Here is a 21,011-nt window from a genome sequence, read left to right as displayed (position 1 = left end):
ATGGTAGCGATTCACAGAACCGCTCAGCCAGAGGACAATGTCGCAAAAGCCCCACCCCAAGGAGCCCCAGAATGTCCGTTCCAAAAACGATGTTTCAACTCAGCGGTCGCGGTTACGCAGCGGCCACACTGAGCCATGCCACCGTGGTCATCATCGATGCCCAGAAAGAATATCTCAGTGGCCCGCTGGCCCTGAGCGGCATGGACGCGGCCGTCGCAAACATCAAGCAAGTGGTTGCCGCAGCCCGTGCAGCCGGTCGGCCGATCGTGCACGTGCGTCATCTCGGCACCGTCGGCGGCCTGTTCGACCCGCAGGGCGAACGCGGCGAATTCATCCCTGGCCTCGAGCCACAGGGCGATGAAACCATTATCGGCAAACTGCTGCCGAGCGCGTTCCACGGCACCGAGTTGCTGGACCGTTTGCAAAACCTTGGCTCACTGGACCTGATCGTCTGCGGTTTCATGAGCCACTCCAGTGTCAGCACCACCGTACGTGCGGCGAAGAATCTGGGTTTCCGCTGCACCCTGGTCGAAGACGCCTGCGCCACCCGCGACCTGCCGTTCAAGGGCCGCGTGCTCAGCGCCGCTGTGGTACAGGAAGCCGAAATGGCGATCATGGCGGACAACTTCGCCACCCTCGCGCTGACGCAAGACCTGATCTGATCGACCCTGATGAGCGGCTCACGGCGCCGCTCATCCGCAAAATCCTCTCATTTGCCGCAAATGCCATAGCCTCAGGAACAACCCGGTCAACTCCCGGTCGAAGGGCCGATACCCATTGAGGAAGGTCGGAATGAAGTTATCCGATGGATTTGACGCACGCCGCTTGCGGCCCAAAGGCCAAAGCAACTGGCGTTTTCGATTCGGCGCGGCGATTGCCGCCATTCTGGCGACGTTCGGTGTGCTGCTGGCGATGGCCGGGGCCGCCAGCCTGCTCGGGCGCCCGCCAGCGCTCGGTGATTTGAATGCCACGCCGATGGGTTCGGCGATCATTCTGGTTGTCGGCTTGCTGTTTGTGTATTTCGGCGTGGCGCTGTGGCGTCGTTGCCGGCGTCGCGCCCGGCAATCGCGGGAACTGAACATGTCCCCGCACCTGATGAAAAAACACGACTGAATCACCGGCCTGGCTTTTTGCCGGGCCGTTTTGTTTCGACTTGGGTAAACTGGCCGCCCTTCGCGGAGGCTGACATGCAAGACGACGATTTTTCCCTGTTCAAAAGTGCGATCCAAGGCGTCAAGCCGATCAAGCACGACCGCGCCGACACCGGCAAACCCAAGGCTGACCGCGCACAGATCGCCAAGCTGCGCCAGTCCGCCACCGTGCGCACCGACACCGCTACCGTGGATGGCCTGTCCGACCAGTTCGTGATCGACGTCGGCCCGGAAGACGAGTTGATGTGGTCCCGTGACGGCGTGCAGGAAAGTCAGATGCGCAAGCTCAAGGTCGGCCAGATCCCGTTCGAAGGCAGCCTCGACCTGCACGGCATGAGCGTGGAAAAGGCCCGCGAAACCCTCTGGGCCTTTCTTGCCGAAGCGACTAAATTCGAAATCCGCTGCGTCCGCGTCACCCACGGCAAGGCTGTGCGCCTGGACGGCAAGCGGCCAATGATCAAAAGCCACGTCAACACCTGGTTGCGCCAGCATGCCCAAGTGCTGGGTTTCTGCTCGTGTCAGGCGAAACACGGCGGTGCCGGCGCGGTTTACGTGATGCTCAAACGCACCATGATGGAAGGCCGCGACGAATAATCCCGTTACACCGAACTTGCAGGGTTGTGTCCGCCACCGTACCCTTGCCCTTTGCGAAAATCCCCACAGGTAGTTTCATGTCCCTGGAACAGAATTACACCGCGATTCTCGGCCAATTGGGCGAGGACGTGTCCCGCGAGGGCCTGCTCGACACGCCAAAGCGTGCCGCCAAAGCCATGCAGTACCTCTGCCGCGGTTATGAACAGACGCTCGAAGAGGTCACCAACGGTGCCCTGTTCAGCTCCGACAACAGCGAAATGGTGCTGGTCAAGGACATCGAGTTGTACTCGTTGTGCGAACACCACCTGCTGCCGTTCATCGGCAAGGCGCATGTTGCGTACATCCCGAGCGGCAAAGTGCTGGGCCTGTCGAAGGTCGCGCGGATCGTCGACATGTACGCCCGTCGCCTGCAGATCCAGGAAAACCTCAGCCGCCAGATCGCCGATGCAGTGATGCAAGTCACCGGCGCGCTGGGCGTAGCCGTGGTGATCGAGGCCAAGCACATGTGCATGATGATGCGCGGTGTCGAGAAGCAGAATTCGTCGATGATCACTTCGGTGATGCTCGGTGAGTTCCGCGAAAACGCAGCGACCCGCAGCGAATTCCTCAGCCTCATCAAGTAATTCGTTGCCCGAAGAAAACCGGCATTCATCGCCGGTTTTTTTTCGTCCGTGAAAAATCGGGTAAGCTGCGCGCCTTTCTCAATTTGCACCGTGAGGCTTTAAACGTGTTCGTCAAAGCGCTTCGTGTCGGCCTCGGCCAACTGGTTATCTTCATCGACTTCATCACCCGCCCGGGCAAGAAACAGCGTCCTGCCGAAACTCAGGCCCAGGTCAATGCCGCCGCGCAAGGCCTGACCCTGTATCAGTTCCATGCCTGCCCGTTCTGCGTGAAAACCCGCCGCACGCTGCGTCGCCTGAATGTGCCGGTGGCGCTGAAGGATGCGAAGAACAACGAACAGGATCGTCAGACGCTGCTGGATCAGGGCGGCCGGATCAAGGTGCCTTGCCTGCGCATTGAAGAGAATGGCCAGACAACCTGGATGTATGAGTCCAAGGTGATTATTGATTATCTGGATAAGCGGTTTGCGGCGGTCTGATGATTATGTGGTGGGTTGATTGACGCTTTCGCGAGCAGGCTCGCTCCCACCCTTTGGAATGCATTTCCACTGTGGGAGCGAGCCTGCTCGCGAAGTGGCCCTCTCAGCCACCGCAAATCCCGGACAAAAATAAACCGGCCCTCGAGCCGGTTTATTTGTTTTCAGGCCGCTTTCTCTAGCAGCGCCTGGCGCACCACCGCCGCCAATCGCTTGAGCCCTTCATCCAGTCGTGCCGGATCGATGTGGCTGAAGTTCAAGCGCAAATGCCCAAGGTTGTTATCCGGATCCGGAAAGAACGGCTCCCCCGGCATAAACGCCACGTCATTGGCCAACGCCTCATTGAGCAACGTTCGCGTATCCAGCGGCTGCTTCAACGTCAGCCAGAAAAACAGCCCGCCCTGCGGCATGTTCCAGTCGGCCAGATCAGCAAAGTGCGTTTCCAGCGCCGCCTGGAAGGCATCGCGCCGTTGCCGATAGAAGCCGCGCAACTCGCTCAGATGCTGCTGATACTTGTCGCTGCCGATCCATTGCAGGGCCTGCCACTGACCGATGCGGTTGGTATGCAGATCTGCCGATTGCTTGAGTTTGAGCAGATGCGGGAACAGGTCCGGGCTGGCGATCAAGTAACCGACGCGTAAACCGGGCAACAAGGTTTTCGACACGGTGCCGGTGTAGATCCAGCTCGCCTTCTGCAGACGCCCGGCAATCGGCTTGGCGCTGCCGCCATCGAAAGTCAGCTCGCGGTAGGGTTCGTCCTCGATCAGGGTGACGCCGAATTCGTCGAGCAATGCCGCTACGGCTGCACGCTTGGCTTCGCTGTAACGCACGGCGGACGGATTCTGGAACGTCGGGATCAGGTAGATGAACGCTGGCCGGTGCTGTTCGAGACGACTGCGCAATTGCGCCAGATTCGGGCCGTCGGCTTCTTGCGGCACGGTCAGGCAATCGGCGCCGAACAGCTGGAAAATCTGCAATGCAGCGAGATAGGTCGGCGCTTCAAGCAGAATTTCCGTGCCCTTGTCGATGTACAGCTTGGCCGCCAGATCGAGGGTTTGCTGCGAGCCGCTGACCACCAGTACCTGACTTGCGGTGCACTCCAGGCCCAGCGCCCTCGCCTCCGCTGCCAAGGCTTCGCGCAATGCCGGTTCGCCTTCGCTCATGCCGTATTGGCCGAGCGACAGCGGCATGTCAGCCCACTCGACCTTCGGCAGCATCGCTTCGGCCGGCAAGCCACCAGCGAACGACATGACCTCCGGACGCTGGGCGGCGGCAAGGATTTCACGGATCAAAGAACTTTTAAGGCGCGCGACACGTTCGGAAAAAGCCATGGAAGTCACCGGTAGCGAGGCATGGGAAAAATGAGTCAAACTGGTTGACTGAAATTACGACAGCTTGAGCGAGTACGTCAATATGCTTGACCTTAAAAACCCCGCGAGCCAACAACAGGCGATGGAAGCGTTTTTCTTCGGCTATCAAGCCTTCACCGCCAAGGCTGATGAAATGCTCGAGCGCCGCGGGCTGTCGCGGGTACATCAGCGAATTGTGTTTTTCATCGCTCGATACCCGAATTTGAGCGTGAAGGAATTGCTGGGATTGCTTGGCGTGAGCAAGCAGGCCTTGAACATGCCGTTGCGGCAGTTACAGGAAATGCATCTGGTCGACAGCGTGGCGTCCGAGGCCGACAAGCGAAAGCGTCTGCTGGAATTGACGGCCGAAGGCGCGAAGTTTGAACAGGCGCTGCGGCGTGAGCAGGTGAAATTACTGGAGCGAGTGTTTGCCGAGGCTGGCGAGGCGGCGGTGAATGGCTGGTTGGCGGTGAATATGGCACTGGGGAAAAGTCAGACGGCTCTCGATTGAATGGGACTGCCTCTTCGCGGGCAAGCTCGCTCCCACAGGGGAACGCATTCCAAACGTGGGAGCGAGCCTGCTCGCAAAGGGGCCAGTGCAGGCGATATATCGCTATCGACGGAACTTTCGTAAACAAAACCAAAAACAATATTTGCTTTATTTGTACACAAAAGCATAATCCACAGCGTGCGAGTTCCTGACCGCATGGTCAACAAATTCGCGTATGCCTCAAAGGGCCGCTGCCACCCCTCATGGGTCCGGCCCTGGAAATAACAATAAAACTCTTGAGGAGTACTCGCTGTGGAAAGCCGCAAATCCGAAGCATCGACGCTGGACCTCTCGCCGCCATTACGCAGTGGCTTGCTGGAACGTCTGTTTAAACTCAGCTTGCATGGCACCACGGTGAAGACCGAGCTGATTGCCGGTCTGACAACCTTCATCACCATGGCTTACATCATCTTCGTCAACCCGAACATCATGGCCGATGCCGGTATCGATCACGGTGCAGCCTTCGTCGCCACCTGTATCGCCGCCGCGCTGGGCTGCCTGTTGATGGGGCTGTACGCCAACTGGCCAGTGGGGCTGGCACCGGGCATGGGCCTCAACGCCTTCTTCACCTACACCGTGGTCGGCACCATGGGCTACAACTGGGAAACTGCACTGGGTGCGGTGTTCGTCTCCGGTGTGCTGTTCATGATCCTGACTTTCTCGCGGATTCGCGAGTGGCTGCTGAACAGCATTCCAGTCAGCCTGCGCTTTGCGATGGGTGCCGGCGTCGGTCTGTTCCTTGGCCTGATCGGCCTGAAAACCGCGGGTATCGTCGTCGACAGCCCGGCCACACTGATCAAACTCGGCTCCCTGCGCGAACCTGGCCCACTGCTCGCGGCCATCTGCTTTCTGATGATCGCGATCCTCAGCTACCACCGAGTTTTCGGCGCAATCCTCATCAGCATCATCACCGTGACCCTGGCCGGTTGGGGCCTGGGCATCGTGCACTACGAAGGGATCATGTCGACCCCGCCAAGTCTGGCTCCGACCTTCATGGCCATGAACGTCGCCGGCGTGTTTAACGTCAGCATGATCAGCGTGGTACTGGCCTTTCTCTTTGTGCACATGTTCGACACCGCCGGCACTCTGATGGGCGTCGCCCAGCGCGCCAATCTGGTGAATGCTGACGGCCGTATCGAAAACCTCTCCCGCGCGATGAAAGCCGACAGTGCGTCCAGCGTGTTCGGTGCCGTGGTCGGTGTTCCGCCAGTCACCAGTTATGTAGAAAGTGCCGCAGGTGTAGCCGCTGGTGGTCGGACTGGTCTTACCGCAGTCACCGTAGGTGTGCTATTTATAGCGGCGATGTTCTTCGCACCGCTGGCCGGCATGATTCCCGCTTACGCCACCGCCGGTGCACTGATCTATGTGGCGATGCTGATGATGGGCGGCATGGCCCACATCGAATGGGACGAAGCCACTGACGCCATCCCGGCCATCGTCACCGCGATCATGATGCCACTGACCTTTTCGGTCGCCGACGGCATCGCGCTGGGCTTCATCACCTACGTGGCGTTGAAGGCCGGTACCGGCAAGTACAAGGAAATTTCCGTGAGCCTGTGGGTGCTCTGCGCGATCTTCATCGCCAAGTTCATCTTCTTGTAAGCGTCACGCGGTTCAAGCTTCAACACAGCCTCACCCAATCGGGTGGGGCTTTTGCACATTCTTGAGTACAACAAAAAAAGGAGGAAAGTGATGAGTCTGGAAACCTGGCTGCTGTTCAGCGGCGCTGCATTGGTGGTGATCCTGATTCCGGGGCCACTGTCGTTGTTGATGATCAGCAACAGTCTGAATTATGGGTTGCGCCGTTCTTATCCGGCATTTCTCGGTGGCGTATTCGCCTCTATCTGCCTCCTCAGTGCCTCGGCGTTGGGGCTGGGTGCCTTGTTGCTGGCATCGGAGCAACTGTTCAGCGCCCTGAAAATCGTCGGCGGACTCTATCTGTTCTATCTGGCCTGGCAGAGCTGGCAGCAATCGCGCCAGCCATCGGTCGGCGCCGTCGTGCCACAAGCTGCCGCCGTTCCACGGTTTCGCGCGTTGTTCGGGCGCGCCTTTGTACTGGGCGCCAGCAACCCGAAAGACATCCTGTTCTTCGCCGCTTTCCTGCCGCAATTCCTCAGCGCCGAACAGCCCTTCCTGCCGCAGTTGCTGGTGATGATCGCCACCTGGACTCTGCTGGATCTGCTGTGCAAGCTGGCCTACGGACTCGGAGCCCACGGCGCAGCGCGTTACTTGCGCAGTGGCAAAGGACAGAGCTGGTTCAACCGGATCAGTGCCGGCTTGTTCGGAGGCGCCGGCGCGGCATCGTTGCTCAGCAGTCACTGAGACATTTGGATCACAAACTTTTTATTTACTGTAGCCATCCCTGACTTGAAAAACTCAAGTCAGGGATGGCATTCGCAGCGACCGCTCGTGTTGCTCGCGACATCTCCCCGCCGCCACAACTGCATCCCTCAAGCGCAATACACAGCAACAACCCGTTGATGTACATCGTTCAAAAGGCGACCGTACTATCACGACTCAAATAAATAAAAACCCGCCAGAACAAGGAAGTTCACATGGCCACCCTGATACGTAAAGCGTCATTGGAAACTGCAGAAATCACCGACGCCGTCGTCATCGCCGACATGCGTTTCGAGAGCAATGAACATCATCTTTCGACCATTGACTTCAAACCCGAAACTGATGAAACAACCAGCATCAAAGTAAAAAGCAAAGTCGATCAATTGAAAATAGTCGACTCCGTATTCGGCCCGCTGCAAATCGGCAATATTTCAATAACACGAGTGTCACTTGATGCCTTGGGCGCCACGTTTGACGGCCAGCCACTGAGCGGCAAAAGCACCTTTTTCCGGGTACCCAAGCGATCTTTCATCAACGCGTTGCAGTTCAGTGCTGTCGACATTGAACACCATATGAAATCGTCAACAGGCAAGGACAGTTATTTGTTGACGACACTGCTTTTCGAAATGGCCAGCGAACGCCCACTGACGGCCCCTCATCTGATAAGAGAAAGTTCGCAAGTCTCTACAGACGAAGGTAACTACCGTAGCAAATTGGTAAAACTGCTGGATTCTGCACAGAAACTGGATCTGTATCACGCAAACCTGCCCAAACATAATCCTCGCTGGGTGTCCCTGGCGAAAAGTTACGCCGCGCTCGGTTCGAGTGTCGGCATCCAGGCTTTCGGCATATTCATGGGTTTACGCGGTGTGGTGGATGCTATCAAAGCAAACAACACCACCGAAGTCGCCATCAACAGCTTGGGTATTGGTACGGAAGTGGGTTCCATTGTTGTTGACATCGCCGTCAGCAAAATTGCGTCGAATATGCTCTCGGCCGGGCAAGGCGCCCTGATGGATTTTGCCAAAACCCGGTTTGCCCTGAGGCTGGGTCGGTCCGGCGGTTTGATCGGCGGCGCACTGACATTGCCGTTCGATATCTTCACTGCTGTCAGATCGATCAATGCCGCTGAAAATGCCGTCGGAAAAGAAGCCATGGACCATTACGTGAGCGCTGGATTGAGTATTACCAGCGCGGCCATGACGGTCATCCTCGGTGCGGCAGCGTTGGCAGGCTTTTCATTTGCAGGCCCGGTCGGGCTTGCAGCTGGAGCAATCCTGGCCATCGGATCGCAAATTTATGGCGCGGTACGCGTGGTCGACGACATTGATGACTACATCGAACTGACGCTGGACGAGCGCTGGCGCACAGGCTGGTTTTCGTTCTGCATGATGGACCCTGACCAGGCCGTGCAAAACCGCTATCTGCTGGCAAAAACCAGGCTCCAACACGCGAAACAATTGAAAGAAACAGCCAGAAAACTGTTGGATGGGCAACTAAAGGACACAACCGAAGCCATCGTTAATGGCAAGTTTGAAGTCCACCTCAAACCCTCCCGAGTGCGCAAGCGTAACTGGTGGACCAAACGAGACAGTTGGGAAACGATCCAGGTTCCCGAGATCAAGGGAGGCGATGACATCATTGACGCCCGCAACGGGGTTTCCAAGGATACGCCTGGTGCAGAGTTGGGTACGGTTGGCGAAAACAAGGGCATTCTCTGGTTCATCAGCGAGGGCCAGGACTCAATCAAGGGCGTTGAAAACAAACCCAACAGCTTTCACTACCGATCGGGAAAAAAACAGCTGACCGGGGGTGAGAAAGACGACCGCTTCGTGTTCGAGGGTGCAGGGGATCTGCTTGTACAGGATGCCCAGATTTCTGAGTATTCAACACTGAAAGGCGGCGCAGGCAACGACACGCTTGTTCTGGCTGGAAGCAATTACACCCGCCGCACCGATAGAAAAGGCTATGACGTCGATCTGCTGGCCCAAACCCTGCAGGTAATCGCAACCGATCCGTCTGCCGAAGAGGGTGAAAAATATACTCTCCACAGCCTTCTGGAAAGTATCGAGAATGTTGAAACGGTCAGCGGGGCCATCAGTGTTGTGACCGGTTCGGATAAACGCAACATCATTAATTCGCGCGGCCAGGACACCATCAATGCGGGGCCCGGAAATGATCAAATCCATCTGACGTATCCCGGAGCAACAGCCTCGGGTGAGGCTGGCATTGACGAATACATCATTGACCACAAACCAGGCCGTATTGCCATCATCGAAGACGGCACAGAAGAAAGTATTGTTCTGCTCAACTGGAAATACGAACTGATCGAAAGCTGGGCAATCGAGAATGGCGCGCTGATCATCAGTTCCCGATTCGCATTTGCGGACGACCCGAAAAGTGTCGTGATCATTCAAGGCCTGTATAAGAAAGACGCAAACAACTTCGTATTGCAGAATAATAAATTCACGTTCATGACCGGCGACGGCTACTCGTTAAAACTGCCTGACGCCCCCGACCTGCCCGACAGCATCGAAAATGGCCACAACCTCGAAATCGAAGTCGTCGTTGTAAAAAAAGGAACACCCGAAAGACCCCTTATCCTCCACGCTCCCGAGTGCCTGATCGATCATCAGCGTGATGCGAGTTACTACCTGCCAAGGTCCAGGAAAAACACGACACTCCGGTTGGTGAAACGTGCTGAAGCGGTGGTTCGTCTGCATCTTGATTACGACATCAGCGAACTGACACAGGTTGAAGCGCACTTTACCTCGGGAGAGAAGAAGTCAAATGGAGAACTTTTTGCGGGATGCGACCTGATTTATCACTTCGGCCAAAACACACTGAAATTTGGCTTGTTCGCCTATGCGGAAGGTGGATTTGACCCCAGAAACATGATCAGGATCTTGCGAACCATGGCCGCACGTCCCAACTACCGGGTCGTGCTCATTTTTAAAGGTGGCGTCACGGTCAATTTGCAGCTGACACCGGAAACCGATGTTTGCCCCCTTGAAAGCCATAATCCGAATGATTTTGATACTTGGACGACGCAGCTCTCACTACCACTGCCACGGCGCACAGATCAGACGCCTTTTGAGTTACCTGAAACCAAACCCTTCAAATTCGACAGGGCGGGATGCGGTTCGCTTTTTTCCTACCCCGAGCAAACCTCGATCCAGAATCTTGAAGGTACTGGTTCCACCTACCTGATTCATCTGGTTGCCGATATAGCGATCAGATTGTCTACCCCGGGAGCACTCGCGAACGCCCCTGCCAGACTGCCTTACTCTTCCACCTGGGACCTCGACGCGACGAAACTCGGCAAGGTCGAGATCAGGCTGGAAAATAACCAGCTGCACATCGGCACCTGCATTATTCATTTGCCCGAGTACGAAAGCGAAGACCTGATCGATCAGGTCCGTGTCATTACCGAGAAAGGGGTTGTCCATACCGTCGATCTTTCTTTCGACAGGGTTTACCTGGATGGTCTGGATGCCCGCTTCTTTGAAGACCCCGACTCGGCAAAAGACTTGCCCGAGGCCCTTGCAGCAATGGCCAATCAAGAGATCAAAGTGAGAAACATCGTGCTCGCCGACAATCGTCCCGAGGCACTGAGCTACAACTTTCCCGCACACGGCTGGATCCTGCGCAGAGACAAATCTCGCGTTGAATACTCAGCACTGCAAGTGGTCAATCGGTGCAGCCATCAAGACCTCACCCTCTTTGCACAGCCGCCGTTGATGACTGTTCCCCCTGCTTGACGCGCCACACACCCGTCAAAAACCGATAACCACGTGCGCACTCCGAAGTGCAGTAACCGAACATCTCCACAGGATGCGGACGAGTGCGCCTGAAAAATGCGCTGAGGCACTTACGTGCCCGCGCATCATCACTCAACGAGTAACTTCACATGGCCAAACCACCCAAAAAAGTTCCTGTGACAGTGGCAGCAGATACCCCTGTTACAACCAGACCTGCACAGCCAGGCTCGGGGACTCGCGTCACTGCAAACCTGCCTGACCCAGCGCTGCCGGGCGTCGACGCGACCACGGGACCTCCCGGTATCGCCACCACTCGCCCGCCCGCCGTCATCGTCAGTGATATGCCCGATACCTACCGTGCCGCCCGCAGTGCAATCGCCTGGCCACAGGATCGATTGCACGAGCTGATACCAAGCGGAGAAAACACGGGTCTGTTCACCGGCCCGGATCAACGAACCTACGCGCAAATCGGCAACGAAGGCCGGTTTGTCGTCGAACGGGATCTGCAAGGCAACTATTACGTTCCGCTGACCTTTGCACCGGGTGTTCCCGGCCCGGTACTGACCAGGATTGAAGGCCAGGCCAGCTGGCACATCCAGCGCCCCGGCTGGCAATCAACACAGTCTCGCCCCGACACCCCTGCCACGCCACCGTCCCTCTCCTACCTTGCGCCCGATGACGCAAAAACACTGACCAGAGCAGAACTCTCAACGGGGGGACTCCGATACAACAAACTCAAACATACCTTCGTCGATACCGCAGACGGCACAGTCATGGTTCGGAAAAACCAGCAAGGTGAATATCAACTGACCTCGACTACAAACAGAGACTTGCCCGATGTATTTTTTCAACAGATTCCCGGAACGGTGCTCTGGCGCCGCAAGCATCCGCACTTGCCAACCCCCGACCATCCCGCTGCAGGCAGGTCGCGGCCAATGGCCGAAGCAGACGAACCGCAACCCGGCCCAAGCAAACGCGCGCGGGTCAACGTCCCCGAACAACCACTAGCACCAATAACCTTCGACGCCAGCGCTCCAGCCGAGCAGACACCGTTTTTCTGGCTACCCTGGGGCCATCTGAACAAACCCGCGCAGGTGGAGTCGGTGCAGCTCGGCTGGTTTCATTATCCGGTGGTGCCGAAGGGTTCCACCCCTAACCCCAAAGTCTTCTTTGTGCAACATCCTGACTTTGTGCCAACACACTTCGATGCGTTTGAACAAATGCTCCGTACGGCGCCCTCGATGCAGCCTGTTGCAACATTTCGCATCGGTAACGATCCGGGAGAAATACACCCTGGAAAACGTTTCTTCGATGAACCGATCTCGCAGTCGGTAGCCAAGACATTCCCTGATTTCTCTGATGACACGGCACGGGCCGTCGCCAGAAGGCTGTTCGAACTCGCGGACAACACACCGACGATTACCGGCACCGGGCTGGTCAACATTCAGGCAGTCCTGCATCAGTGGAAACAACGGCCATTTCCCAGCGCACCTGCGTATGCCGACCCGCTGAACATGCTGGCAGTGGCACCCGCCATCGATTTCAACGGAAAAAAACTCATCCGCATACCCTCCCAGGTCGACGGCGAACTGCAACGACTCAGCTTCGATCCCAAGCATTTTCCCGTCGAGTGGAACCACTACAAAACCTACCCGACCGATCTGAACCTCAGACGCCTGCTTGGCGCCCTGTTGGTTCGCAGCGGCTATGACATATTTCCCCTGACATACGAACACCGCATGCCAACGCTGGTATTCAGGCGCGGAACCAGTGAGCGGATTTATTTCATGAAACTGGGTGTGGTGGATCATGTCGGCCTGTCCCACACCCCGGGCAATGAACTGGCAGAACCCAGCCTGCCGGCCAGGATAGGCAACGAGGCGTTTCACGCCCTGGCCACCGCGACCATGGAAAACAAAGTGGTCTGGCTCATCGGGGGCGTATTGAAGGTTGAGTCGACTCCGGATTCGGTGTTCGTGCTCAGGGAGCGCTGAGATCCCGCTACGACTCGCACCGGCCCTGCCGGCGCGAGTCGGCATGACTTTCGAACGCCTCGAAACACCCTGCAGCACTTACCCTCATCGCCATACATATATACCGCACGCCGTGGCGAGTTTTTGCCGAACATCACGCCTTTGAAGCCAATGGGTCGGGCAAACACGATGCCGCGCAATTGCACATCGAATCCGCTTCCCGAATATCCGGCCGCATCACTGATCAGCGATTCATCGGAGCAAGTCCATGGCAAAACCACCCAGGAAAATTCCTCGCACGGCGTCACCGGAGCCGTCTGGCCGGGCAACCAATCCTTTACCTGTTCCACTGGCAGCACTTCCCGGTGAACCGGGTCATTCCACTCCCCACACCGAAGCCACTTCATCACACGCATTGCCAGAAGCGCCCGCCGACCGCCCCAGCGTCATCGTCGGTCGTCCGTTTACCCGGCATCGCCAATTGAGCGAAGCGCGAACCTCTGACTGGGTGAGGCAGCAATCCATCGAAACCGGACCGTCTGCGCTGGCCGGTGCTTCCAGCAGCGAAAGGCCAGCGCATCCGGTCTATATCGACCCCGAATCAGCAACCCGACTGAAGCTGCAACCAGGCACTGAAGAAGGGTTTCGCTACGACAAACGCAAGAAACCCTACGTCGAAATGCTCGGCGGCATAGTCATGGTGAGCAAAACTGCGGAAGGCTGGCGACAGACACATGCCGGGGAATCAACCCCGACGGGACAAAGAGTGGAACAGATTCCGGGGACAAAACTCTGGCGTGAAATCGACACGCCACAGCAAGGCGACCCAGCCGTAATCAATCCACTGTCCACCGAAAGGCCCGATGCCGTACCCGGCCCGAGCAAGCGCCAACGCCTGGACGAACAGAGCCATGTTGCGACCGGTACCAGCACGCTGGTCGAACATCTGTTAGCCCAGCCGGGCGTCGCCCTGGATCTTTCCGCCGGTCAGTGGAGAAACTGGGGGAAGTCCACAAAACCCGATTCAGGCGAGTCGATAGAGATCGACGGGCAACACTTTCAGATCGTCACGCAAGGTGTCAGTGCCGATACCGAACTGGTCTATTTGCAACACCCGGGATTTGCACCGGACCGCTATGACGCGTTCGAAAACATGCTGCGTCACGAGCCTTCGCGCCAACCGAAATGGGCACTGAAACGCGAAGGCCAATGGAAGGTTCTGGACAACGCTCCACCGTTCGAAATGTCCGCCACTCAATATGTTTCCGCCGCCTGCAACTATCTGTCCGAGCAGGCGACCAGCAACCTCGCGCGGGCGGTATTCGATCGGCTTTCACTGCCTCAGGGCATCAACGCCCATGGACTTTCGGCGATGGCGCTGACCTTCCGCCATTGGCTGGACAGGGTAAATCACGAGCCCCCGCTACACGGACTGGCGGACCCTTTGATGATGCTGCCAAAACTGCCGACATCGCCCGGCCATCTGGCAGGCGGCCGCTTGCTCACACTGCCTGCGCACAACTCAGCCGTATTACAGCGCCTGGATTTCGACCCACAACGGTTTCCTCAGGAGTGGGCCTCCTATGCAGCAGCGCCGACGCCAGGAAACCTGCGCGGATTGATGGCGACCATCCTGCAACACAACGGCTACAGCATTAATCCGACCACGCACCGACTCAGTGAAGGTGCGTTGATTTTTTACCGCCCGGGCGTTGCCGCTCTATTCGTGTTGAAGCTGCCACCCATCGCTGGCAATCAGGTTACTCGCACCACACCCGCAGGTACCGAACTCATCGACCCCGCCTATCTGACGAGGCTCAGCGTGTCGCAAAAACAGATGCTGGAGAGCCAGTTGGCTCACACCGAAGTCATCCATCTGGTGGGGGGTATACAACCCATATCCGCTGATTACCCGACGCTGTTCATTGTGAGAGAGGGCTGAGCCGCTGCTGAACGCCTGAACGGTACGTCCGCAAGTCCGGACACCTGCACACCCACAATCCAAATCAAGAGATTCAGTTAATGGTCAAACCACCAAAGCGTGTGGCCGGTGTTATTGCGCCTGACACACGCCCAAATGCCGCTGGCATTGTCCCCAGAATCCCCGGCGAAACCACGCAATCCTCTGCAGACCTGCCGAGCAATTCCGGGCGTCAACAGCCAGTGCAGGTCCACGAGGCATCTGCCGTCTACCCCGTGTCGGTAGCGGCCGCTCTGCGCGCCATCAGCTGGCCTGCCGATCAAGTGCACCTGCTACAACGGCTGGATCCCGACAGCGGATTGTTCACCAGCCCGGAAGGAAAGCTGTACGCCCATGTTGAAAATGCAGGGCATCTGCTGGTCGAAATCCATCACGATGGCCGCTTCCGGATTCCCTTCAACTTCACTCCGCATCTGGCGGGTCCTTTCCTGATCAAAACCGAGCGCCAGCCAGTCTGGACCTTCGAACGACCCAGTTGGCTGGCGCACAACCCAGACAATGACGGGCCAGCTGCAGCCGCTGAGCGTATCCCCGGGGAACAGCCGATCTACCTCGCCCCCGATGCCGCCGCCCTGCTCTCCCCCCGCCTGCAAACACTGGACGGCGTTCGCTACGACAAGCACCGAAAAACCTATATCGATACCGCAGAAGGAACCGTCATGGTGCGTAAAAACGCCAACGGTCACTATCAGCAGACCTCCGCGACGGCGCGCGAAGTATCCGCTCTATTGTTCGAACAGATTACCGGGACGCGACTGTGGCGCCGCAAGACCGGGCTAACCGATTTGCCTGCGCAACGCCCGCCGCAGGAAAAACGCAAAACCTCGACCGAGACGTCGGACCCCATGGCCGGCCCCAGCAAACGCCCGCATCAGGAAGAAGGGACAGACGCCACCCGGGCGCTGACCGAAAGCCTGCTCTCGGACAACCCTGACGCGATCAACTTGAGTTTCGCTTTATGGCGAAACTGGGGACACCGTGTCCGACCAGCGTTGGGTCAGCATATCGAGATCGACGGGCAGTATTACCGGGTGATGCAACAAGACCTGAATGCCAACCCGCGACTGGTTTACCTGCAGCATCCGTTGTTCTCGCCCGCCCTGTATGACGCCTTCGAATACATGCTGCGGGACAACCCGTCGCTGCAGCCCAAGTGGGCGGTTAAACAAAACCACCAATGGACGGTCCTCGACAGTGTCGTGCCCTTCGAAATGCCGATCACCCGGTACATCGCCAGAACCTTCAAGTACTTGTCGGATCAATCCGTCAATTCACTCGCCCGGGCCATGTTCAATCAGGCGAACCGATCGGAAATCATCATTGCCCCTGGTCTGGCGCTGATGAACCAGGTGTTTGGTTACTGGGCCAACAGGGATCGGCGCAGAGCACCGAATCGAGAGCTGGCCGACCCGCTCCTCATGTTGCGCCCTCTGTCCGGACCGGAACCCACCTTGGCGATTCCTGCTTCGCTGGGTGAAGGCCTGATGCGCCTGGATTTTGATCCCGGGCGCTTCTCTCGCCACTGGAACGAGTACGCCACGACGCCCACTGCGGCCAATCTGCGCAGGCTGTTCAGGCAGATTCTGGAGGATGACGGTTACGTGGTGAGCAACCCGACAAACACGCTTGCGGAAAACGAATTGTTGTTTCACCGCGAGAAAATCGATCACGTGTTCGTACTGAAACTGCCACCTCTTAACGACGGGCGCCTGCAGCGATTTCGGCCTGAGCGTTTTGAGAACAATGAAGTCGTGCTGCAAACATCCAGCAGCGAACCAAAGCCTTTGTCGACTTACCGCACAGAAAAAAAGATCAGCTACCTGCTCGGCGGCACCCAGACAGATGTTCTGGGGCAGACAACGCTGTTCATTTTCAAAGACCAATGACCGCGCAGGACAGTCAACCAAAAAACATGAACAGCTTAGAGATACTTCAATGACCAAACCCACAAAGACTAAAGTCCGCCCTGCTTCGCCCGACACCTCGGCGATCAACAGATCTGCCGCTGGCAATGGCAGCCTCAAAAACACTCAGGGTTCTGACATTTTTGCGCCAGGTACGAAACAACTGCCCGACACTTCCACTGCCGGTACGTCTGGCAGTGAAATGGCAGGCGCCCCACGCGTGGTGGTGAGTTACATAACGGATCCGCTGCTCACCGAAACCAATGCCAGACTGGCCGAGATATCCCTGCCGATATTACAAGCCGCTCTTCTACAGCCGCACAAATCCGTCGACGGGTTATTCGTGGCCCCGGGCGGCCAGATTTACGCGCACCTGGAAGACGGCCGGCATTACCGGGTTGAACTCAACACCGCCGGTCACTACCAGATTCCCTGGCCCGCGGCTCCGGGCGTGACACCACCCATTCTGAAAAAATCCACGGCCAGTCACGTTGGCGCATCGAGGCACAGTGGTACGCGGCTCACTCCAGACAGAGGAGTCTGTCTGCGCAGCCACGGACTGCCGAACCACTACAAGCGATCATCCTCGTCGACCCGCACCTGGCGACCCTTCTGCCTGCCGCGCGGGAGTCCCTGGACGGTATTCGCAAAGGGCCGCGTGGGAAAACCTATGTCGATATCGCCGAAGGAACCGTCCTGGTTCGCAGGAACGAACAAGGCGAATACAAACTGGCTTCAGCAACAACGATCAATGTGCCGGATATAGCGTTCGAGCAGATTCCCGGGCAATTCGTCTGGCGCCGTAAATTGCAGACGACTACAGAGACACAACAAGCTCCACAAGCAGGCAGTTCCCGTGCCCTGCCCCGGTCACAAAAGCCCGGCCCGAGTCCAAGTAAACGCCCTCGACTGCCAGAAGACAGTGATCCTCTCAATCCCTTCGTACTCATGGGCATCAGTGAATTATGGAAAGGCTGGGGAACCACGACGAAACCGTCAGCCGGCGACTCCATCGAAATCGGCGGCAAGCACTTTGCGATACTTGACCAGCCGAGCCACGCCATTGACGCCTTTGCCTTCATCAAGCCGCCACAGTTTTCTGCTACTCGTTTCGATGCTTTCGAACAGTTGCTGCTGAGCAATCCTGAGTTGCAACCCAGGGCGGCAGTGAAGTGGGAGGGCAATACGGGGCATGGCAGTCAGGCATGGAGAATCGTGGAGAGTCGGCCATTTGAGAAAAGCCTGACTCAATATGTCAGCGATCAGTTCCCCTATCTTTCCGATCACTCTGCAAGTAAAGCCGCACGGGAGATGTTCAACCGAGCCAGTCACTCCGAGAAAATAACAGGGTCCGGGATCAGTGCATTGTTCGAGACGTTCAAGTACTGGGAAAATCGCTCTATTTTCACGGGTGATAACAGAGTCGCTCGTCAAGACTTGAGCGACCCGCTGATGCTCCTCTCGCCGCTTGCGACTGACGTAAATGGTTACATGCGTATGCCGCTACCTTCCGCTGAAGGTCTGCGAAGAATCGACTTCAACCCGAAACTGTTCTCCGGCTCGCAACACCAAAGGGGTCGCCGAACAACGCGAACACTGTTCAAAGATCTTCTTAGTGCACACGGCTACTCCATTGCCCATGATTTCGGCGCCAACCAGGGGAATGCCTTATTGATCAAGCGAACGGGGGTTGATCCTGTTTTCATCCTGTTCATGGACAGGATTCAAAACAACACTGTTTTTCTCCCTGATCCAGTTGCCTGGCTCAAGAAAAGAGTCTTTGTCGACAACATGGACGTACAGGTCAAAGACGAGTTGATGGTGCATTTGCACACCAACAGAATCGTTTTTTTGCTGGGCACCAACGAGCCTCTCCCCACTCACGAACATAACCTTATTGTCACCCGACACAGCTGAGTGAGCTCCGGAGTTCTCTGCAGCGCAGGCGGGCAGATTACTCAGGCATAAAAAAGCCCGCAGTGTGAGCGGGCGAAAGACCAAAGAAGCTATATGCGCAGTCGCTTCCCGGTGGGGGGCAGCTGCTTGGGGGTCAACTGCCCCGGTACGTGGAATAGCTGTAAGGCGAAATCAGCAATGGCACGTGGTAGTGATCCTGTTCGGCAGAGATGCCGAAGCGCAGTACAACCACGTCCAGAAATGCCGGCTCCGGCAACTGAACGCCGCGGGCGCGGTAGTAATCGCCAGCGTGGAACTGAACCTGATAAACCCCGGTACGATAATCATCGCCTTGCAGCAGCGGCGCATCGACCCGGCCATCGCTGTTGGTTATCGCACTGGCGACCAATTCCAGGTGCGAACCTTCAACGCGGTACAGCTCGACCTTGATCGAACTGCCCGGGCAACCGTGTGCAGCGTCCAAAACGTGTGTTGTCAAACGTCCCATTGATTCTGCGCGCCTGCCTGCGTGGAAGCAGTCAGACCTCGCGCCTCCCGAAGTCAGATAAAAAGGAGACCGCACCGATTCGGAGCACGAAAAGCTGCGGCGAGCGACTGATTAAGACACTTTTCAAAAAAATTGTACACAATAAAAACGACATTTTTCACACCACCCCCGCCAATCGGGGGTTTCCCCGCGTTCTGCCAGCAACACGCCTATACATTGCACCTCCTATCCATTAACTGACTGGTCAGGCAGGTTTCTTGCAGGCTCACGCCAATACCAGGAAAAGATGACAGTCGGCGAAAAATGCGAAAATTCAGGCTTACAAATTGCGAATAAAGTTGTATACAATCAGCCCATCGCTGTGACGCCAGCCTGCCAGGCCGCCACACCCATCTGTCAACGAATAAGAAGGAAGACTGCAGTGAGCGCTGACTACCCACGCGACCTGATCGGTTACGGCAGTAACCCTCCTCACCCACACTGGCCGGGCAATGCCCGCATCGCTCTGTCGTTCGTACTCAATTACGAAGAAGGTGGCGAGCGCAATATCCTGCACGGCGACAAAGAATCCGAAGCCTTCCTCTCCGAAATGGTTGCCGCTCAGCCGCTGCAAGGTGCGCGTAACATGAGCATGGAATCGCTTTACGAGTATGGCAGCCGCGCCGGCGTCTGGCGGATTCTGAAACTGTTCAAGGAATTCGACATTCCGTTGACCATCTTCGCCGTGGCCATGGCCGCTCAGCGCCACCCGGATGTGATTCGTGCGATGGTCGAGGCCGGTCACGAGATCTGCAGCCACGGCTACCGCTGGATCGACTATCAGTACATGGACGAAGCGCAGGAGCGTGAGCACATGCTCGAAGCGATCCGCGTCCTCACCGAAATCACCGGCGAGCGCCCACTGGGCTGGTACACCGGCCGCACTGGCCCGAACACCCGTCGCCTGGTCATGGAAGAAGGTGGTTTCCTCTACGACTGCGACACTTACGACGATGACCTGCCCTACTGGGAACCGAACAACCCGACCGGCAAGCCGCATCTGGTGATCCCGTACACCCTCGACACCAACGACATGCGCTTCACCCAAGTGCAGGGTTTCAACAAGGGTGACGACTTCTTCGAATACCTCAAAGACGCGTTCGACGTGCTTTACGCCGAAGGCGCTGAAGCACCGAAAATGCTCTCGATCGGTCTGCACTGCCGCCTGATCGGCCGTCCGGGTCGCCTCGCTTCGCTCAAACGCTTTATCGAATACGCCAAAAGTCATGAACAGGTGTGGTTCAGCCGTCGCGTCGACATCGCGCGTCACTGGCACGAAACCCACCCGTACCAAGAGGCCGCGAAATGAGCCGCTTTCAAACCCTGCAACCGTCGACCCTGAGCCGCGACGCTTTCGTCAACGCCTTCGCCGACATCTACGAACATTCGCCATGGGTGGCCGAGAAGGCCTACGACCTGGGTGCGGACGCTTCGATCGACGAGATCGAAACCCTGCACCAGCGCATGAGCGACATCCTGTTGAGCGCTGATCACGCCAGTCAGCTGGCACTGATCAACGCTCACCCGGACCTGGCCGGCAAAGCGGCCGTCCAGGGCCAACTGACCGAAGCCAGCACCAATGAACAGGCTGGCGCCGGTATTCACCAATGCACGGCCGAAGAGTTCCAGCGCTTCACCGAGCTGAACGACGCCTACAAAGCCAAGTTCAAGTTTCCCTTCATCATGGCGGTAAAAGGCAGCAACCGGCATCAGATCCTCGCGGCGTTCGAAACGCGCATTCACAACTCGCAAGACACCGAGTTCAAATGCGCGCTGGCGGAGATCAACAAGATCGCCCTGTTCCGTTTACTGACTCTTTAGCAAGCCTGACCCGAGTACATCAAACGCGGAGAGTACCCAGGGTCCTGC

Annotated in this window: 18 protein-coding genes; 16 read left to right on the top strand and 2 right to left on the bottom strand. The window is 57.2% G+C overall.

Annotated elements, in window-relative coordinates:
• Positions 1-71: 71 nt before the first annotated feature.
• The 5 genes from AB4O01_RS29300 (at position 72) to AB4O01_RS29280 (ending at position 2,844) form a co-directional block, all read left to right on the top strand.
• Positions 72-662 (top strand): cysteine hydrolase family protein, encoded by a 591-nt coding sequence (locus AB4O01_RS29300; protein WP_007914026.1) that lies wholly within the window; start codon positions 72-74, stop codon positions 660-662.
• 130 nt (positions 663-792) lie between these two features.
• Positions 793-1,113, top strand: coding sequence for a hypothetical protein (locus AB4O01_RS29295; protein ID WP_460090249.1), 321 nt, complete (start codon positions 793-795; stop codon positions 1,111-1,113).
• Between the two features lie 74 nt (positions 1,114-1,187).
• A complete protein-coding gene (locus AB4O01_RS29290; RefSeq protein WP_038366959.1) occupies positions 1,188-1,745 on the top strand; it encodes a Smr/MutS family protein in 558 nt (185 codons plus the stop codon).
• Positions 1,746-1,822: 77 nt separating this feature from the next.
• A complete protein-coding gene (gene folE, locus AB4O01_RS29285; RefSeq protein WP_003442011.1) occupies positions 1,823-2,368 on the top strand; it encodes a GTP cyclohydrolase I FolE in 546 nt (181 codons plus the stop codon).
• Between the two features lie 104 nt (positions 2,369-2,472).
• Positions 2,473-2,844 (top strand): glutathione S-transferase N-terminal domain-containing protein, encoded by a 372-nt coding sequence (locus AB4O01_RS29280; RefSeq protein WP_093441696.1) that lies wholly within the window; start codon positions 2,473-2,475, stop codon positions 2,842-2,844.
• Between the two features lie 161 nt (positions 2,845-3,005).
• On the opposite strand, the gene AB4O01_RS29275 is transcribed toward AB4O01_RS29280, so the two are convergent.
• A complete protein-coding gene (locus AB4O01_RS29275; RefSeq protein WP_116256627.1) occupies positions 3,006-4,172 on the bottom strand; it encodes an aminotransferase-like domain-containing protein in 1,167 nt (388 codons plus the stop codon).
• A gap of 82 nt (positions 4,173-4,254) precedes the next feature.
• On the opposite strand from AB4O01_RS29275, the gene AB4O01_RS29270 reads away from it, so the two are divergent.
• From AB4O01_RS29270 to AB4O01_RS29230, 9 genes are all read left to right on the top strand, one after another.
• Entirely contained in the window at positions 4,255-4,701 is a 447-nt protein-coding gene (locus tag AB4O01_RS29270) for a MarR family winged helix-turn-helix transcriptional regulator (protein ID WP_093441687.1), read from the top strand.
• Positions 4,702-4,992: 291 nt separating this feature from the next.
• The gene (locus tag AB4O01_RS29265) at positions 4,993-6,342 is read left to right on the top strand and encodes an NCS2 family permease (protein WP_007914003.1); all 1,350 of its coding nucleotides are present in this window, start codon (positions 4,993-4,995) and stop codon (positions 6,340-6,342) included.
• Positions 6,343-6,432: 90 nt separating this feature from the next.
• Positions 6,433-7,062 carry a LysE family translocator gene (locus tag AB4O01_RS29260; protein WP_038366975.1) on the top strand — a complete coding sequence of 210 codons (630 nt, stop codon included), beginning with the start codon at positions 6,433-6,435 and terminating at the stop codon, positions 7,060-7,062.
• 233 nt (positions 7,063-7,295) lie between these two features.
• On the top strand, positions 7,296-10,841 hold the full coding sequence (locus AB4O01_RS29255; RefSeq protein ID WP_460090248.1) for a calcium-binding protein: 3,546 nt from the start codon (positions 7,296-7,298) through the stop codon (positions 10,839-10,841).
• Positions 10,842-10,990: 149 nt separating this feature from the next.
• On the top strand, positions 10,991-12,835 hold the full coding sequence (locus AB4O01_RS29250; protein ID WP_320337258.1) for a hypothetical protein: 1,845 nt from the start codon (positions 10,991-10,993) through the stop codon (positions 12,833-12,835).
• A 247-nt stretch (positions 12,836-13,082) separates the two neighbouring features.
• Complete coding sequence (locus AB4O01_RS29245; protein ID WP_460090247.1) at positions 13,083-14,756, top strand: hypothetical protein; 1,674 nt, start codon at positions 13,083-13,085, stop codon at positions 14,754-14,756.
• An 80-nt stretch (positions 14,757-14,836) separates the two neighbouring features.
• Entirely contained in the window at positions 14,837-16,681 is a 1,845-nt protein-coding gene (locus tag AB4O01_RS29240) for a response regulator (RefSeq protein ID WP_460090246.1), read from the top strand.
• 49 nt (positions 16,682-16,730) lie between these two features.
• The gene (locus AB4O01_RS29235) at positions 16,731-17,465 is read left to right on the top strand and encodes a hypothetical protein (RefSeq protein ID WP_460090245.1); all 735 of its coding nucleotides are present in this window, start codon (positions 16,731-16,733) and stop codon (positions 17,463-17,465) included.
• Positions 17,453-18,616 carry a hypothetical protein gene (locus AB4O01_RS29230; protein ID WP_460090244.1) on the top strand — a complete coding sequence of 388 codons (1,164 nt, stop codon included), beginning with the start codon at positions 17,453-17,455 and terminating at the stop codon, positions 18,614-18,616. The genes AB4O01_RS29235 and AB4O01_RS29230 overlap by 13 nt, the downstream gene beginning before the upstream one ends.
• A 133-nt stretch (positions 18,617-18,749) precedes the next feature.
• On the opposite strand, the gene uraH is transcribed toward AB4O01_RS29230, so the two are convergent.
• On the bottom strand, positions 18,750-19,103 hold the full coding sequence (gene uraH / locus AB4O01_RS29225; RefSeq protein ID WP_003223171.1) for a hydroxyisourate hydrolase: 354 nt from the start codon (positions 19,101-19,103) through the stop codon (positions 18,750-18,752).
• 421 nt (positions 19,104-19,524) lie between these two features.
• Here uraH and puuE point away from each other — a divergent pair, with 421 nt between their 5' ends.
• Together puuE and uraD are read left to right on the top strand one after the other, a co-directional pair.
• On the top strand, positions 19,525-20,451 hold the full coding sequence (puuE, locus tag AB4O01_RS29220; protein ID WP_099758426.1) for an allantoinase PuuE: 927 nt from the start codon (positions 19,525-19,527) through the stop codon (positions 20,449-20,451).
• Positions 20,448-20,963, top strand: coding sequence for a 2-oxo-4-hydroxy-4-carboxy-5-ureidoimidazoline decarboxylase (gene uraD / locus AB4O01_RS29215; protein WP_064391195.1), 516 nt, complete (start codon positions 20,448-20,450; stop codon positions 20,961-20,963). Before puuE ends, uraD begins: the two co-directional genes overlap by 4 nt.
• The last annotated feature ends 48 nt before the right edge of the window (positions 20,964-21,011 follow it).

The organism is Pseudomonas sp. S2_E02 (genome assembly GCF_054668355.1).
This window is presented reverse-complemented; position numbering and strand designations above follow the sequence as displayed.

Bases quoted from the DNA above. Each gene is read 5' to 3' on its own strand.
- AB4O01_RS29300 (WP_007914026.1), top strand. From the start codon at position 72: ATGTCCGTTCCAAAAACGATGTTTCAACTCAGCGGTCGCGGTTACGCA.
- AB4O01_RS29295 (WP_460090249.1), top strand. From the start codon at position 793: ATGAAGTTATCCGATGGATTTGACGCACGCCGCTTGCGGCCCAAAGGC.
- AB4O01_RS29290 (WP_038366959.1), top strand. From the start codon at position 1,188: ATGCAAGACGACGATTTTTCCCTGTTCAAAAGTGCGATCCAAGGCGTC.
- folE (WP_003442011.1), top strand. From the start codon at position 1,823: ATGTCCCTGGAACAGAATTACACCGCGATTCTCGGCCAATTGGGCGAG.
- AB4O01_RS29275 (WP_116256627.1), bottom strand. From the start codon at position 4,172: ATGGCTTTTTCCGAACGTGTCGCGCGCCTTAAAAGTTCTTTGATCCGT.
- AB4O01_RS29270 (WP_093441687.1), top strand. From the start codon at position 4,255: ATGCTTGACCTTAAAAACCCCGCGAGCCAACAACAGGCGATGGAAGCG.
- AB4O01_RS29260 (WP_038366975.1), top strand. From the start codon at position 6,433: ATGAGTCTGGAAACCTGGCTGCTGTTCAGCGGCGCTGCATTGGTGGTG.
- AB4O01_RS29255 (WP_460090248.1), top strand. From the start codon at position 7,296: ATGGCCACCCTGATACGTAAAGCGTCATTGGAAACTGCAGAAATCACC.
- AB4O01_RS29250 (WP_320337258.1), top strand. From the start codon at position 10,991: ATGGCCAAACCACCCAAAAAAGTTCCTGTGACAGTGGCAGCAGATACC.
- AB4O01_RS29245 (WP_460090247.1), top strand. From the start codon at position 13,083: ATGGCAAAACCACCCAGGAAAATTCCTCGCACGGCGTCACCGGAGCCG.
- AB4O01_RS29240 (WP_460090246.1), top strand. From the start codon at position 14,837: ATGGTCAAACCACCAAAGCGTGTGGCCGGTGTTATTGCGCCTGACACA.
- AB4O01_RS29235 (WP_460090245.1), top strand. From the start codon at position 16,731: ATGACCAAACCCACAAAGACTAAAGTCCGCCCTGCTTCGCCCGACACC.
- uraH (WP_003223171.1), bottom strand. From the start codon at position 19,103: ATGGGACGTTTGACAACACACGTTTTGGACGCTGCACACGGTTGCCCG.
- uraD (WP_064391195.1), top strand. From the start codon at position 20,448: ATGAGCCGCTTTCAAACCCTGCAACCGTCGACCCTGAGCCGCGACGCT.